At 72.8% G+C, this 14,843-nt stretch carries 17 protein-coding genes; 8 read left to right on the top strand and 9 right to left on the bottom strand.

From position 1 onward, the window contains the following. Positions 1 to 8: 8 nt before the first annotated feature. The gene (gene rpmG, locus ACH4EB_RS30370; protein ID WP_361155585.1) at positions 9 to 173 is read right to left on the bottom strand and encodes a 50S ribosomal protein L33; all 165 of its coding nucleotides are present in this window, start codon (positions 171 to 173) and stop codon (positions 9 to 11) included. A gap of 50 nt (positions 174 to 223) precedes the next feature. Between rpmG and rpmB the strand changes: the two genes are divergently transcribed. After that, positions 224 to 460 (top strand): 50S ribosomal protein L28, encoded by a 237-nt coding sequence (gene rpmB, locus ACH4EB_RS30365; protein ID WP_398351194.1) that lies wholly within the window; start codon positions 224 to 226, stop codon positions 458 to 460. Next, the gene (gene rpsN / locus ACH4EB_RS30360; protein ID WP_398351193.1) at positions 460 to 765 is read left to right on the top strand and encodes a 30S ribosomal protein S14; all 306 of its coding nucleotides are present in this window, start codon (positions 460 to 462) and stop codon (positions 763 to 765) included. The genes rpmB and rpsN overlap by 1 nt, the downstream gene beginning before the upstream one ends. A 140-nt stretch (positions 766 to 905) precedes the next feature. On the opposite strand, the gene ACH4EB_RS30355 is transcribed toward rpsN, so the two are convergent. The 3 genes from ACH4EB_RS30355 to ACH4EB_RS30345 form a co-directional block, all read right to left on the bottom strand. Beyond that, positions 906 to 1,262, bottom strand: a complete 357-nt coding sequence (locus ACH4EB_RS30355; protein WP_398351192.1) for a hypothetical protein — start codon at positions 1,260 to 1,262, stop codon at positions 906 to 908. A 101-nt stretch (positions 1,263 to 1,363) separates the two neighbouring features. Beyond that, entirely contained in the window at positions 1,364 to 2,209 is an 846-nt protein-coding gene (locus ACH4EB_RS30350) for a nitrilase-related carbon-nitrogen hydrolase (protein ID WP_398351191.1), read from the bottom strand. Between the two features lie 206 nt (positions 2,210 to 2,415). Beyond that, positions 2,416 to 3,183: an alpha/beta fold hydrolase gene (locus ACH4EB_RS30345; RefSeq protein ID WP_398351190.1), complete on the bottom strand. Its 768-nt coding sequence runs from the start codon at positions 3,181 to 3,183 to the stop codon at positions 2,416 to 2,418. Positions 3,184 to 3,450: 267 nt separating this feature from the next. Here ACH4EB_RS30345 and ACH4EB_RS30340 point away from each other — a divergent pair, with 267 nt between their 5' ends. From ACH4EB_RS30340 to ACH4EB_RS30325, 4 genes are all read left to right on the top strand, one after another. Then, complete coding sequence (locus ACH4EB_RS30340; protein ID WP_398351189.1) at positions 3,451 to 5,118, top strand: bifunctional 3'-5' exonuclease/DNA polymerase; 1,668 nt, start codon at positions 3,451 to 3,453, stop codon at positions 5,116 to 5,118. A gap of 69 nt (positions 5,119 to 5,187) precedes the next feature. Further along, positions 5,188 to 6,141 (top strand): alpha/beta hydrolase, encoded by a 954-nt coding sequence (locus ACH4EB_RS30335; protein WP_398351188.1) that lies wholly within the window; start codon positions 5,188 to 5,190, stop codon positions 6,139 to 6,141. Positions 6,142 to 6,268: 127 nt separating this feature from the next. Next, entirely contained in the window at positions 6,269 to 7,189 is a 921-nt protein-coding gene (locus ACH4EB_RS30330) for a DeoR/GlpR family DNA-binding transcription regulator (RefSeq protein WP_398351187.1), read from the top strand. A 116-nt stretch (positions 7,190 to 7,305) separates the two neighbouring features. Continuing rightward, positions 7,306 to 7,749 carry a RidA family protein gene (locus ACH4EB_RS30325; RefSeq protein ID WP_398351315.1) on the top strand — a complete coding sequence of 148 codons (444 nt, stop codon included), beginning with the start codon at positions 7,306 to 7,308 and terminating at the stop codon, positions 7,747 to 7,749. A 49-nt stretch (positions 7,750 to 7,798) separates the two neighbouring features. Here the strand turns inward: ACH4EB_RS30325 and ACH4EB_RS30320 are convergent, their stop codons facing one another. The 3 genes from ACH4EB_RS30320 to ACH4EB_RS30310 form a co-directional block, all read right to left on the bottom strand. Continuing rightward, positions 7,799 to 8,638, bottom strand: coding sequence for an arylamine N-acetyltransferase (locus ACH4EB_RS30320; RefSeq protein WP_398351186.1), 840 nt, complete (start codon positions 8,636 to 8,638; stop codon positions 7,799 to 7,801). 302 nt (positions 8,639 to 8,940) lie between these two features. Then, positions 8,941 to 9,837: a glycerophosphodiester phosphodiesterase gene (locus tag ACH4EB_RS30315; RefSeq protein WP_398351185.1), complete on the bottom strand. Its 897-nt coding sequence runs from the start codon at positions 9,835 to 9,837 to the stop codon at positions 8,941 to 8,943. Positions 9,838 to 10,054: 217 nt separating this feature from the next. Continuing rightward, positions 10,055 to 11,023 (bottom strand): MBL fold metallo-hydrolase, encoded by a 969-nt coding sequence (locus ACH4EB_RS30310; protein ID WP_398351183.1) that lies wholly within the window; start codon positions 11,021 to 11,023, stop codon positions 10,055 to 10,057. 287 nt (positions 11,024 to 11,310) lie between these two features. Here ACH4EB_RS30310 and ACH4EB_RS30305 point away from each other — a divergent pair, with 287 nt between their 5' ends. After that, positions 11,311 to 11,526, top strand: coding sequence for a hypothetical protein (locus ACH4EB_RS30305; RefSeq protein WP_398351182.1), 216 nt, complete (start codon positions 11,311 to 11,313; stop codon positions 11,524 to 11,526). Next, a complete protein-coding gene (locus ACH4EB_RS30300) occupies positions 11,523 to 12,965 on the top strand; it encodes an amidase (RefSeq protein ID WP_398351181.1) in 1,443 nt (480 codons plus the stop codon). The genes ACH4EB_RS30305 and ACH4EB_RS30300 overlap by 4 nt, the downstream gene beginning before the upstream one ends. A 3-nt stretch (positions 12,966 to 12,968) precedes the next feature. Here the strand turns inward: ACH4EB_RS30300 and ACH4EB_RS30295 are convergent, their stop codons facing one another. Together ACH4EB_RS30295 and ACH4EB_RS30290 are read right to left on the bottom strand one after the other, a co-directional pair. Further along, positions 12,969 to 13,535: a TetR/AcrR family transcriptional regulator gene (locus tag ACH4EB_RS30295; RefSeq protein ID WP_398351180.1), complete on the bottom strand. Its 567-nt coding sequence runs from the start codon at positions 13,533 to 13,535 to the stop codon at positions 12,969 to 12,971. A gap of 175 nt (positions 13,536 to 13,710) precedes the next feature. Next, positions 13,711 to 14,625, bottom strand: coding sequence for a UbiA family prenyltransferase (locus ACH4EB_RS30290; RefSeq protein WP_398351179.1), 915 nt, complete (start codon positions 14,623 to 14,625; stop codon positions 13,711 to 13,713). Positions 14,626 to 14,843: the final 218 nt, after the last annotated feature.

The raw sequence follows: 14,843 nt of genomic DNA, 5'->3' as shown, positions 1-14,843 counted from the left end.
GACGCTGCTCAGCGCTCCTCTCGGAAGTCGACATGGCGGCCGGCGACCGGATCGTACTTCTTCAGCACCAGCCGGTCGGGGTGGTTACGGCGGTTCTTGCGGGTGACGTAGGTGTAGCCGGTGCCGGCGGTGGACCGGAGCTTGATCACGGGTCGTAGTTCGTTGCGGGCCATGGGCGCTACTATACAGAAATGGTTTCCATTTTCATTAGGAGGTCCTGACCTTGTCCGCCCACTGCCAGCTCACCGGCCGCGGTCCCGGCTTCGGCAAATCCGTCTCGCACTCCCACCGCCGCACGTCCCGGCGCTTCGACCCCAACATCCAGCGCAAGCGCTACTGGCTGGCGAGCGAGGGCCGGCACGTCCGCCTCACGCTCAGCGCGAAGGGGATCAAGACCGTGGACACGATCGGGATCGAGGCGGCCGTCGCCCGGATCCGCGCACGAGGGGAGCGGGTCTGATGGCCAAGAAGAGCAAGATCGCGAAGAACGAGAAGCGGCGCGCGACGGTGGCGCGCTACGCCGCCCGGCGGGCCCTGCTGAAGACCGTGATCCGCAGCCCGCACACCCCGGAGGAGGAGCGGCTGGCCGCCCGGCGCGAACTCACCCGCCAGCCGCGCGACGCGAGCGCCACCCGTGTACGCAACCGCGACAGCGTCGACGGCCGCCCGCGCGGCTACTTCCGCGCCTTCGGCCTCTCCCGGGTCAAGCTCCGCGAGCAGGCGCACGCGGGGTTCCTGCCGGGGGTTCGGAAGTCGAGCTGGTAGGGCGGATGCGCAGCCACGGGCCCGCTCCCGGGGCCAGGGACCCGGGAGCGGGCCCGTGGGGCCGCGCGGCTCAGAACCGCGCATCTTGGGGCCGCGGTCGTTCTGGGCGGTGGACTGCGAGGTCACCTCGCCGACCAGCATCACCGGCGACGGGCCGTGGTACTCCAGGGTGTCGCTGAAGCTGCCCTTGGGGCGATGACCGGGTCGGGGACGACCATTCCGGTGACGGAGGCCCCGGGCACCTTCAGGCCGAGCCCGGTGCGGGTGCGGAGTGTCGCGTCCTTGCGGCGGCCCGTCACCCGGTCCGCGACTTCCGCCACGATCTCCTCGTGCTCGCCGTTGGCGGGTGGTACCACGCGGATGCTGCCTTCGATCAGCTCCACGCGCCATCCCTCGGGGGCTGCCGCGTTCAAAGCTTCGAAGGCTTCCTCGACCGATGCGGCCGCGGCGTCGTCACCGATTGCATGCGGACTGCGCTCTGGGGCTGCCAATGCCACGGCACCTCCTTCGTGCGGAGCGACGCTGCCAGCTAAGCGACACCACGCGGGCATTCGGGTGACTCTTCACTCGAACGAGCGTGCCCTCCCCTTCGTCCACGTCAGCTATCCCCGCCCTCGTCGATCAGGCGGCGGACCTCGCGGTCGATGAGGCCGAGGCGGGCCTCGGCGACCAGCGGGACGGCGCGGCGCTGGCGGCGGGCCTCGGAGAGGTCGATGTCCACCGTGACCAGGGCGGTCTCCCACTTCGGCGCCTGCGCCACCACCGTGCCGCGCGGGTCCACCACCCGTGAGCCGCCCCAGAAGGCGGCGCCGTGCTCGTTGCCCACGCGGTTGACGAAGACGATCCAGCACTGGAGCATCCGCGCCGTGTAGGAGAGCAGGGTGTCCCAGTACGAGCCGGTGTCCATGGCCTCCGGGTCGAGACTGGCCGCGCTGTTGGTGGGGACGAACAGCACCTCGGCGCCGTCCTGCACGGCGATCCAGGGCAGCACCGGCTGCCAGGCGTCGTTGCAGACCAGCGTCGCCCCACGGCCGCCGCTGGGGGACTTCGTCAGGCCGTACGCGCGCAGCGACTGGCCCGGGCTGACGTGCTTGCGCTCCTCCCAGGACAGGTAGTTCGGGAGGTAGAGCTTGCGGTGCGCGTGCAGCAGCGCGCCGCCGGCGTAGTAGGCGGCGGTGTTGTAGGCGCGCAGCGAGGTGTGTTCGTGGAAGCCCACGAGGACGTCCGGGCCGAGCAGGCTCAGGTCGCGCAGTCTCGGGTCCTGGGCCTCGACCGAGGCGTCCCTGGGCAGGGCGCCGAGGTGGTAGCCGTGCAGGCTCAGTTCGGGAAAGACGACCAGGTCGGCGCCCTGTTCCGCGGACTTCCCGACCTCCTCCCGGGCGGTGGCGAGGTTCGCGTCGACCTCGCCCAGCACGCAGTCCGTCTGTGCCAGCGCCACCCGCATGCCCGCACCTCGCTCCGTCGGCCGCCACGCCCACCGGGACGGCGCACGGAGGGCGGTACACCCGCTTTACGCAATGTTTGCGGTGGTACGGGCGATACGTAGCCATGCTGACAGAGGATGCGGGGGCGGGCCTGTTCGCGGAAGCCCGGACCCACGCCCCACCCGGCACGCCCGGCACACCCGGCGCATCAGGCGGATCAGGCGCATCAGGCGCGGAGGAACTCCTCCATCGTGGTGGCCAGCGCCACCGGCGCCTCGTGCATCGGATAGTGCCCCGACCCCTCGATCGTGACGACCTCGGCCCGGGGGTACCACCGCTGCCAGGTCTCCCGCATGAGGCCGGCGGTCAGCGCGAGGTCGTACGCGCCGACGACCACCCGTACGGGAACGGAGTACCGCTTCGCCGCGTCCGCGACCGCCTCCGAGAGGTCGAGCTGCTGCCAGCTCGCGAGATAGGCGGCGTGTGCCTCCGCCCGGGAGATGTCGAGGGAGTGGCGCACCATGCGGTCCAGCCAGATCCGGCTCGCGCGGTGGCCCGTCACCAGGTCGATGATGGCGCGCCGCTTGTCCGGGTCCGTCGAGGCCCCGTAGAAGAGCTGGTGCGTCGCGTCGTCCATGGGGTACGCGCCGGCGGGGACCGGCGCGATGCCGAGCATCCGGTTCACCCGATGGGGCGCGCGGACCAGCACCTGCTGCATGGCCTTGGCGCCCATCGAGTGGCCCACCAGGGAGAACCGCTCCCAGCCGAGCTGGTCGGCGAGGGCCAGCGCGTCGTCGGCGGTCTCCGGCAGGTCGAAGCGGCCCGGTACGTACTTGCGGTCGCCGTAGCCACGGCAGTCGAGGAAGGCGTATGTGAAGGCCGTACGGTCGAGGAAGTCCAGGACGGAGCCCCAGCCGGCCGAGGTGCCGAACCAGTCGTGGAGGACGATCACCGGGTGCGGTCCTGAACCGATGGCGCGGTGCGCGATGGCCATACGGGCGACTCCCTTGTCTGCCGTGGGCGGGGTGCGGGTGCGGGTGCGGAGGGGGATGCGGATGCGCGTGTGGACGCGGGTGCGTGACCTGGGTCGGCGCGCGCATTCTCCCCTTAGTCCGGTGGGCCGGGAAGGGGAGGTATCCGGCCAACGTCAGGGTTGACGGCACGACTTGACGGGGGCCGGGCGCGGGGCGCCGGCACTCACCGGCCCGCGTGGGGAGCGGGCGGCCGGGCTGTGTGGGGCCCGAGGTGGGAAAGTGAACGTATGCGGTGGGTGGTAGGGGGAACCGGTGACGGGGGCGTGGCGGCGTGTGCCGTGGACGGGGCCGGGCGTCCGGTGGGGCCCCCGGTCCGGGCGGGGAGCGTGGCGGAGGCCGTCCGCGCGCGTCCGGACGCGGAGCGGTGGGTGTGGCGGTCGACCGCGGAGACGTACCGGAAGCTGCTCGCGGCCGGCGTCCGCGTCGATCGGTGTTACGACGTCGAGGCGGCCGAGGCGCTGCTGATCGGGCACGAGGAGGGCCAGTCGGGCCAGCCGCGGTCGCTCGCCGCGGCGTGGGCGCGGCGGCACCGGCTGCCGGTGCCCGACGACCCGCCGGCGCGGGGCGCGGAGACCCAGCCGTCGCTGTTCGACCCGGGCCCGGTGCCGCTGCCGCCGGGAGTGGACGAGTTCACGGCGTTGCTGGAGGTGTACGCCGGGCAACTGGAGCGCACCGAGCGGGCCGAGCACCCGGACCGGATGCGGCTGCTGCTGGCCGCCGAGTCGGCCGGGATGCTCGTCGCCGCGGAGATGCGGCGGGCCGGGCTGCCGTGGCGGGCGGACGTGCACCGGGAGCTGCTGGACGAGCTGCTCGGCGAGCGCTACCCGGGCGGCCTGGAGCCGCGCCGGATGGCGGAGCTGGCCGAGGAGGTCTCGCGGGCGTTCGGGGAGGGCGTACGGGTGCGCCCGGATCTGCCGGGCGAGATCGTCAAGGCGTTCGCCGGTGCGGGCATCACGCTGCGTTCGACCCGTAAGTGGGAGTTGCAGGAGGTGCGGCATCCGGCGGTGGCGCCGCTGCTGGCGTACAAGAGCCTGTACCGGCTGCACACGGCGCACGGCTGGGCGTGGTTGCAGCAGTGGGTGCACGAGGGCCGTTTCCGCCCGGAGTACCTGCCCGGGGGCACGGTCTCGGGCCGCTGGACGACCAACGGCGGCGGCGCGCTCCAGATCCCGAAGGTGGTGCGCAGGGCCGTGGTGGCCGATCCGGGCCGCCGGCTGGTGGTCGCGGACGCGCAGCAGATGGAGCCGCGGGTGCTGGCGGCGGTCTCCCGGGACCGGGGGCTGATGGAGGTGGCGGGCAGCGGCCGTGACCTGTACGCCGACCTGGCGGCGCGGGCCTTCGGGGGCGACCGGGCGCAGGCGAAGCTGGCGCTGCTGGGAGCCGTTTACGGCCAGACGTCCGGCGATGCCCTCAAGCACCTGGCGGACCTGCGGCGGCGGTATCCGGACGCGGTGGAGTACGTGGACGCGGCGGCCCGCGCGGGCGAGGAGGGCCGTCTCGTACGGACGTGGCTGGGGCGTACCTGTCCGCCCGCCTCCGTCGCGCCGCCCGATGAGGCGGGCCTGCCGCAGGAGGAGGCCCCGGCGTACGGCAGTACGGCGGGTGCCCGGGCCCGTGGGCGGTTCACCCGGAACTTCGTGGTGCAGGGCAGTGCCGCCGACTGGGCGCTGCTGATGCTGGCCGCGCTGCGCCGTTCGCTGGCGCCGCTCGGGGCGGAGCTGGTCTTCTTCCAGCACGACGAGGTGATCGTGCACGCTCCCGAGGAGGAGGCCGGGACGGTGGCGGAGGCCATCGCGGAGGCCGCCGAGCTGGCGGGCCGTATCGCCTTCGGGGAGACGCCGGTGCGGTTCCCGTTCAGTACGGCGGTGGTGGAGTGTTATGCCGATGCGAAGTGAGACGGCGGGGTAGGCGGGGAAAGGCAGCGGGGCGAGCGAGAGGGTCGGGGAGAGGAGTGAGTGCCTGCCGTGGACGTGCATCCTGAGCTTGCGCCCGTACTGGAGCAGTTGCCCTTGCTCCTCGATCCGTACGCCGACATCGCGGGCACCCGCGCCGGTATGCACGCGCTCGCCCGCCACTTCCCGGCGGACCGCGCCGGGGTGACGAGCGAGCGGTTCGCGGTGCCGCGGCCGGACGGTTCGCGGCTGGCCGTGGAGGTCTACCGGCCGGCGGACGTGCCGGGACCGCTGCCCGGGGTGCTGCAGTTCCACGGTGGCGGTTACACGTTCGGGCAGGCGCCGCCCGGCGCGGACCGGACGGCGATCGCGCTGGTCCACGAGGTGCGGGCCGCGGTGGTCTCGGTGGACTACCGCCTCGCTCCGGAGCACCCGTGCCCGGCGGCGGTGGAGGACTGCTTCCTCGCCCTGGAGTGGATCGCCGGGCAGGCCGCGGCCGTCGGTGTCGACCCCGCGCGCCTCGCGGTCGGCGGGCAGTCCGCCGGGGGCGGGCTCGCCGCCGCCGTCGCGCTGATGGCGCGCGACCGGGGCGGCCCGGCCCTGGTCCACCAGTCGCTGGTCGTGCCCGACCTGGACGACACGGCCGGTACGGTCCGGACGCCCGCGGACGCCGACCCGCGGCTGCCGGACGGCGCGTTCATCCAGCGGGGCTGGCGGCATTACGCGCCCGAGGGGGCGGCCACGCATCCGTACGCGGCGGCGGCCCGCGCCACCGACCTGCGCGGCCTGCCCGCCGCCTGCGTCGTCGTCTGCGGTCTCGATCCGCTGCGGGACACCGGGCTCGCCTACGCCCGCCGGCTGATGGACGCCGGCGTCCAGGTCACGCTGCACCACGTACCGGGGGCCTGGCACGGTTTCGAGATGTTCGCGCCGGACTCCCGCCTCGCACGGGAGATGACGGCCCGCTGGACGGGGCTGCTGCGCACCGCGCTCCATCGCGGCGACCTCGGGGTGCCCACGCCATAGACTCGGCGGACAGCCGAGAACGTACGGAAAGGGAACAGCGTTGGCCGACACCGGAGGGACTCCAGACGCCTCGGCACCGGCCACGGGAGCGGACCGGCCCGCGGGGTCCGGCGAGAGTGCCGAGTCTGTGGGCTCCGTTGAGTCTGTTGGGGCCACTGCGTCTGTTGGGACCACTGCGTCTGTTGGGGCCGCCGAGTCCGGTGCGGTCGCGAAGGGCGGGCGAGCCGCCAAGAGCGGCGGGACGCCGGCCGCGGCGCCCGAGGGCAAGCTGGGGCCCAAGGAGCGGCGCAAGCGGATCGCGGACCGGGTGCTGGCCGAGGGTCAGGTGAGCATCGAGGAACTGGTGCAGGAGCTGGGCGTCAGCCAGATGACGGTCCACCGCGACCTGGACTCCCTGGAGCACCAGGGCTGGCTGCGCAAGGTGCGCGGCGGGGCGACCGCCGCGCCCAACGCCCTGTTCGAGTCCAACGCGCGCTGGCGCGGCAACGAGCAGGTGGCGGCGAAGGAGGCGATCTGCGCGGCGGCGCTGGCCATCGCCGAGCCCGGTCAGGCCGTGATCATCGACGACTCCAGTACGGCGCTGCCGCTGGCCCGCTCGCTCGCCTCGCGCGGCGCGTACACGGTCATCACCAACTCGCTCCAGGTCATCAACGAGCTGGCCGAGGAGCCCGACATCCGGGTGATCGCACTGGGCGGGGAGTACCACGCCGCCTTCAACGCCTTCCTCGGCATGTCCACGGCCGACATCGCCCGCAGCTTCCGCGCCGATGTCGCGTTCCTGTCCACCTCCGCCGTCGACAACGGCCACTGCTACCACCAGGCCCAGGAGAACGTCCTGGTCAAACGGGCGTTGATGGCCGCGGCCCGGCGCAAGGTGCTGCTGGTGGACCACTCCAAGTTCGGCCGTCAGGCACTGTACGAGCTGGCGCCGCTGGCCGACTTCGATCTCGTCATCTCCGACGAACAGCTTCCGCAGGAAGAGCGGGACGCGCTGCAATCCCTGGGCGTACGGTACGAGTTGGCCACGGAGGGGGCACACCGGGCATGAGCGCGGGGCGGGAGCGGGAAACCGGCGGGCGGGGCCCGGCGGGGACGGGCCCGGTGGAGGCACAGACGGGCCCGGTGGAGACCGGCCGGGTGGAGCCGGAGACGGGCCCGGTGGAGGTGGAGGCGGGCTCGGCGGGGACCGAAACGCGCCCCCCGGCAGTGGGCGGCTTCGAGCGGGTGAATCCGCCCGAGCTGGCGCCGCCGACCGGCTTCAGCCACGCCGTACGGGCCGCGCCCGGCACGATCGTCTTCCTGGCCGGCCAGACCGCGCTCGACGGGACGGGCCGGATCGTCGGTGCCGGTATCGTCGAGCAGTTCGAACGGGCGCTGACCAACCTCCTGGCCGCGGCGCGGGCCGCCGGCGCGGGCCCCGGCGACCTGGCCAAACTGACCGTCTTCGCCGTGGATGTGGCCGACTACCGCGGCAACGCGGCGGCCATCGGCCGGGTGTGGAAGCGGCTGGTCGGCGCCGACTACCCGGCGATGGCGGTCATCGGCGCGACGCGGTTGTGGGACGAGGCGGCACTCGTGGAGATCGAGGGGTGCGCGGTCGTCCGGTAGGCGCGGCCGGGTGCTGAGGTGGGGTGTACGGGCCCGCCCACCGCACGTTTCACGCCACCGGCTGTTCCCGGTGGAACGCCACCAGGTCGGCCGCGTCCCGCTCGTCCAGTGCGAGCCCGAAGTCCGCCTCCAGTACGGCCGGGATCTCCTCGGGCGGGACCTGGCGCACCACGCGGGACCAGTCGGGCCGGGTCAGGGTCAGCTCCGTACCGATCAGGGTGCGCCGCAGGTCCGGGCCCGGCTGCTGGATCACCATGCGGCCGGTGAACGGCGAGCGCGGGTGGGTGGAGATGTAGTAGTTGAAGACGCCGTAATCGGCCGGGTGACGGGCCTCCGGGCCGAACGCGTACAGGTCGAACCAGCCGTCCTCGTGCCGCGAGCGCAGCACCCAGGTGCCGTCCTCCCCTTCCCGCACCAGGCCGAACGTCCAGCCACCCTGCCGGACCTCGACGCCGTCCCGCAGCGGCACCGGCTCCAGCAGCGCCTCGCCGCCGAAGCCCACGTCGGTGATCCACTCCTCTCCGTCCAGCTCCACCTTGAGCAGGGCGTGGGTGACCGGGCGGATCTTGGTCTCCCCCATCCGGATACGGGCGCCCAGCCCCGAGAGCCGGAAGCCGAAGCGGTCCAGCGCGGCGGCGTACAGCAGGTTCTGCTCGTAGCAGTAGCCGCCGCGGCGGCGGCCGACCATCTTCTCCTGGAGGGACTTCAGGTCGAGCGGGACCGGCCGCCCCAGGACGATCTCCAGGTTCTCGAAGGCGAAAGTGGCGGCGTGCCGGGCGTGCAGTTCCCGCAGGGCGGCCACCGTCGGCACGCGCTCGCCCGCGTACCCGGTCCGGGCGAGGTACGCGTCGAGGTCCAGTTGGCCCCCGCTCCAGGTGGTGTCGCTCATGGTCGGTCCCTGCTCCTTCTGTGCCCTGGGCCACGCCCTGCGACGGGGCCCCGCGCCACGCCCCCGGGGCTGCTGCTCACCCGCGGTCGGCGAAGCGCCGCCCCTGCGACCTTACGAGACGGGCGGAGCCGGGCGCGCGTCCGCCTCACCACGCCGCTGCCGTGCGGCGGACAGCCGTACGGCGCACCGGCGTACCGGCGTACCGGCGTCCCGCAGGGAGCCACGGCGTCGCACACCAGAGGCCCCCAGCCGCGCGAACGGAACCCCGTCGATTCCCGACCAGAGCCCGATTCCCGATTCCCTCAGACGATGACGCCGTCGAAGCCGTAAGCGGAAGCGATCCGCGCGTAGTTCCGCAGCGGCACGTCCCAGGCGAAGACCTCCATCCGGCGGCCGTGTACGCCGCGCAGCCGGTGGACGGCGGACACGTACTGCGCGTCCACCTTGGACAACTGAGGATTGATCTGGTCGACGTAGCGCGTGTACGACGCGAGCGCGTTCAGCGGCGGGTTGCCCAGGAACCCCGTCCGGACGCCCGGCACCAGGCGGTGCACCGTCCGCACGCTGCTCGCGCTGAAGCTCTGCACCACCAGGCGGCGGCGTACATGCCCCCGGTCGAGCCAGCCCGCGCCCGACAGCTCCTTGACGATGCGCGCCTCGATACCGGGGTAGAGCTGCGGATTCTTGATCTCCAGCAGCAGCCGCAGATCGTGGTCCTCCATGCGTCTCAGGAACTCCGCGAGGGTCGGCACGCGTTCACGCGCGAAACGCTTGCCGAACCAGCTCCCGGCGTCCAGCCGCGCGATCTCGGCGGCCGTGAAGTCCTGCACCCGCCAGGGGGCGCGCTGGGGGAACACGCGCCGGGCGTTGGTGGTCCGCGTCAGCGTGGGGTCGTGCATCACCACCAGCTTCCCGTCCCGGGTCTGCTGCACATCGTTCTCGACCCACTTGAAGCCCTGGCGGTCCGCGGCGTCCACGGCGGCGAGGGTGTTCTCCGGCGCCACCTGGGAAGCGCCCCGGTGGGCGACGACGACCGGGCCGTTGAGCCAGGGAATGTCCATGACACCGACGAGCGGAGCCGTCACCCGACCGGCGGCACTCGAACTGGCATTCGCGCTGCCTGCGTACGCGGGTGCCAGGGTCGCAACCAGCAGTGCGCATCCGGTGGCCGCCGCGAGACGGAACGATCTCTGGTTCATCAGGGCCTCCCGGGCACGCCCACCACAGACAGCAACGACTGCGACACCCTTGCCCCAATATGCCCTTAAGCATTCAAGAATGCCGCCATGCGGGGGCGCGCGCCTGGGGCGTGCGCCGGGGGGGAGGGGTCTGAACGAGGCGGCCGGGGAGCCGGTGCGGTCCGGTGTGACGTTTTCCGGGGGGTGACGACCGGTCAGTCGTTGCCGGCGAGGTCGGTCACTCGTCGTCGGCGATGACCAGCCGGTACCGCTCCTCGCCCGTACCGCTTCCCTCCCTGACTCCGGCTTCGACTCCGTGCCCGGCTCCGGCTCCGCTTTCGGCTCCGGTGGTGTCTCGCCGCACCAGCCCGCCGGTGGGCGCCGCGAAGTGACTCCCGAGCATCAGCGCACCGCTCCGCGCCACCTCGTCGAACAGCCACCGGCGCGTCCGTACGGCTTCCTCCGGGTCGATGTCGACGCTGCTGCACAACTGAGGGTGCGCCAGTTGCACCGGGTGGTGCACGCAGTCGCCGGTGATGATCGCCGACTCGCCCTGGCCGTGCAGGACGACCGCGCTCTGGCCGGGCGTATGGCCGGGCGCCGGAACGAGGGAGAGGCCCGGGAGGATCTCCGTGCCGGGAGCGGTGACGTCGATCAGGTCCAGCAGGCCGTGTTCCCGTACGGGCTCGACCGAGTCGCGGAACATCTGGCGGCGGCTCTCTTCCATCTCGACGCCGGACCAATAGGCGTATTCGGCACGGGAGGTGAGGTAGCGGGCGTTCGCAAACGTCGGCTGCCAGGTGCCGTCGGGCGCGAGGCGGGTGTTCCAGCCGACGTGGTCCGCGTGGAGGTGGGTGAGGAGCACGTAGTCGATCCGCTCCGGCGGGAATCCCGCGGCGGTGAGCCGGTCGAGGTAGGGCGTGTCGAGCTGGTGCCAGGCGGGGTTGGCACGCGTCTTGCCGTTGCCGATACCGGTGTCGACCAGGACGCGCAGACCGTCGATCTCCAGCGCGAAGGTGTGCACGGCGGCGCGCAGGGTGCCGTCGGGGCGCGCGAACGCCGGGGCGAGCCAGGGCACTTCGGAGACGAGGTCCGGCGTCGCCCCGGGGAGCAGCCAGGCACCGGTCTCGGGCGGCAGCGCGACTTCGTCGATGCGGTGCACGACGATGTCGCCGACGTTCCAGGAGTTCGCAGGGCGGGGGGACATGGGGCCTCCGGAAGGGGCGGGAGTGGACCGGGCCCGGCCGAGCCGGACTGGGCTGGGGGTCGGCCAGGACTGGGGGTCGGCCAGGGCTACCGGGGCGGAACCGGACGCGGCCCATCACCGCCTCCCCCCGGCCTGCCCCACCCCGGCAACCAAAAGCTAAATATTTGCCTTAACCGAGCCTAGCCCCCTACGCTCCATAAACGCAAAGTCTTAGCGTTAACGCTCACCCCCACGATCCGCCCACCCCATCCCCGTCTCAGCCCCATCCCCCTCCCCACGGAGGCGCCATGCCCGCTCCCACCCTCTCCCCCGAAGACATCGCCCGCCTGGCCCGCCGGGCCGGCCTGCCGCTCCCCGAGCACCGCCTGGCCGACGTCACCGCCACGGTGAACGCCATCGACAGCGTCCTCAGCTCCCTGCGCACCCTGCCCCCGGGCGACACCCCACCCGCCCCCGCCTTCAGCGCCGTCCCCCGCCCCGCCGTCCCCCGGAAGAGCTCATGACGCACACCCTTCCCCTCACCGAAGCCGCCCGCCTCATCGCGGACCGCGCCCTTTCCCCCGTCGAACTCACCACCTCCGTCCTCGATCGGATCGCCGCCGTGGACCCGAAGGCCGGCGCGTTCGTGACGGTGACCGGCGAAGCGGCGCTCCGCTCAGCGGCCGAGGCCGAACGGGAGATCGCCGCCGGGCACCACCGCGGCCCGCTGCACGGCGTCCCCGTGGCGCTGAAGGACCTGATCGACGTGGCCGGCGTACCGACCACGGCCAGTTCCCGGGTGCGGGCCGACCACACGCCGGACGCGGACGCCGCCGTGACGGAGCGGCTCCGGGCAGCCGGCGCGGTGCTGATCGGCAAGACCCACACCCACGAGTTCGCGTACGGCCTGACCACCCCGCAGACCCGTAACGCCTGGTCACCCGAGCACGTCGCCGGTGGCTCCAGCGGCGGTTCGGCGGCCGCCGTCGCCGCCGGCACGGCCACCTTCGCCCTCGGCACCGACACCGGCGGCTCGATCCGCGTCCCCGCCGCCCTCAACCACGTCGTCGGTCTGAAGCCGACGTACGGCCTGATCTCCCGGCACGGTGTGACGTCCCTGTCGTGGTCGCTGGACCACGTCGGCCCCCTCACCCGTACGGTCGGCGACGCGGCGCTGGTCCTCCAGGCGCTCGCCGGGCACGACCCGCGCGACCCGGCGTCCCTCGATCACCCCCGCGAGGACTACACCCGCGCGCTCGGCAAGCCGGTCACCGGCCTGCGCATCGGCGTTCCCGTCAACTACTACTTCGACCGCGTACAGCCCCGGGTGGCGGCCGCGGTCCGCGCCGCCGTCGACGCGCTCACCGCGCTCGGCGCCACCGCCGTACCCGTGCACGTACCGATGACGGAGTACGTCCAGGCCGTCCAGTGGGGGCACATGGTCCCCGAGGCCACGGCGTACCACCAGGACACGCTGCGGACCGTCCCCGACCTGTACTCCGACGACGTACGCATACTCCTGGAAGCCGGCGAATTCTTCCCCGCGACCGACTACATCCGCGCCCAGCGCACCCGCACCCTGATGCACCGGGCCTGGCTGGACCTCTTCGACGGCACCAGCGCCCCGGACGGCATCGACGGCACCGGCGGCCCGCGCGACCCGAACGGCATCGACGTACTCGCCGCCCCCACCGTCCCCGCCACCGCCGCCCTCGCCGGCCAGCCGACGTTCACCTGGCCCGACGGCACCACCGAACCGGTCTCCGACGCCTACGTACGCCTCTCCGCCCCCGCCAACCTCACCGGCTTCCCCGCCCTCTCCCTCCCCGTCGGCTTCGACGACCAGGGTCTGCCCATCGGCATGCAGCTCATCGGCCGCCCGCTGGCCGAGTCCACCCTTCTGCACCTCGCCCACGCGTACGAGACCGCTCACCGGCCGGTGCCGGTGGTGGCACCGGCGTAGCCATCAGCCGGGCAGCAGCCGGGCCACCAGGCTCCCGACATAATCCGCGGCGGGCCCGGCCCCGGGTGCCCCACCCGGCCCCGCCTTCTTCTCCCCCGCTCCGGTTTCCGGCCCCGGCCGGAACAGGATCCGGTACATCATCGGCGCCACGAGGTGGTCCATCACCACCTCCGGCTCCGGCGTCGTCTCGCCCCGCCCGCGCGCCCGGTCCAGAACGATCCGTACCTGCTCGGCCGCGTACTCGGAACACTGCCCGGCATTGCTGCCGTCCGGATCACCCGCCAGCGCGTCCCGGATGTACGCACGGCCGGCCGACGACGCCATCTCCTCCAGGAACTGCTCGGCCCAGGCGTTGAGATCGGCCCGCAGCGAACCGTGATCCTGCGGCGCCCCCTCCGGCCGCAACCGCTCCACCGCCACGTCCGACAGCAGTTCCTGCAGGTCACCCCACCGCCGGTACACGGTCGACGGTGTGACCCCGGCCCGCGCCGCGACCAGCGGCACCGTCAGCCCGTCCCGCCCCCGCTCGGCGATCAGCTCCCGTACGGCCCGGTGCACCGACTCCTGCACCCGCGCACTACGCCCACCGGGCCGGGCAGCCTTCTTGCTCCCCTTGGCCACAGTCCCAGCCCCGGCCCCGGAACCCTCATTCACACTGCCACTCACCCCTTCACCTTAACGCTAAATCTTTGCGCAACCCGGAAAGCGAGCCACCCCGAACACCACGCTCGGCCCGCTGGGGATGTCACCTGGCGAGGGCGTAGCAGAAGGCCGCGGTGCAGGCGGCGTACTGGGTGAACATGAAGGCTCGGTACGGGAGGCGGCTGCGGTTGCGGGGCTCGCTGGAGGACGTGGTGGCGGTCAGGGCGGCCGTGGCCAGGGCGCCGCACAGGAGGAGGAGTGCGGAGGGGAGGAGGACCGGGACGGCGGTGGCGGCGACGGCGGTGTAGGCCACGCCGAGGAGGAGGGGGTTGATCGCGCAGATCATCCGGGCCCGCCGCTCGCCCCATCGGATGAGCGCCGTGCGCCGGCCGGCCGCGGCGTCTCCAGCCAGGTCGGACAGGTCTTTCACCATCGCGCCGACCGCCCCCATCCACAGCGTCATCACGGTGCCGAAGACCAGCACCGGCAGGGCGGCACGGCTCCCCCCGCCCGCGCAGGCCCAGCCCGCGGCGAAGGTCAGGCCGCCGAGCGCCAGGATGCAGAGCACGGCGGTGGAGGTTCGGCGTTTCAGGGCGATCCGAGGGGCCGAGTACGCGTAGCCGCAGAGGAGTTGGGCGGCGACGAGCGCGGTGAGGTACGGCACCGGGCCGAGCGCCGCGAGGAGCAGGGCCAGGGCGGCCAGGCCCCAGGCGATCACCTTGGCCCGCTCCGGGGAGAGGCGGCCGCTGGAGATGGGGCGGCCGTTGCTGTTCAGCCGGTCCTCGGGCGCGTCGTGCACGCCGTTGATGAGGTAGACGTACGTCGTCGCGCAGGTCCAGGCGGCTGCGGCGACGGCGAACGCGGCGGGGCCGGCCGACGCCGCCGGCTCCGCCAGCAGGAACGCCGTCGAAAAACGCAGCAGGAAGATGATCTGTACGGAGGGCCTGGCCTCTGTGAGGCACAGGAGAAGCGATAGGGGTATTGCCTGGGGTTTTTCCGGCGATCTCGTAGTTGGCACGAGAAAAGAATCCTATGGGGTCAAGAGTGCGCCCTCGTACGTTGGGGTCGCCGGAGCCTTCTGGTGCTTGTTCCTGAGTCTGTTTCCGGAACTGTTCCAGGGGTCTGTTCGTGGACTGTCCTGGTCAGTCCTTGATTTCGCAGATGACGGCGCCGGAGGAGAGGGCGGCGCCGACTTCGGCGGTCAGGCCCTTGATGGTGCCGGTGCGGTGGGCGTTG

The sequence above is a fragment of the Streptomyces sp. NPDC018045 genome, assembly GCF_044327445.1.
Lineage (GTDB): Bacteria > Actinomycetota > Actinomycetes > Streptomycetales > Streptomycetaceae > Streptomyces.
Note: the sequence above shows the minus strand (reverse complement) of the source record. Positions and strands in the feature narration are given on the sequence as shown.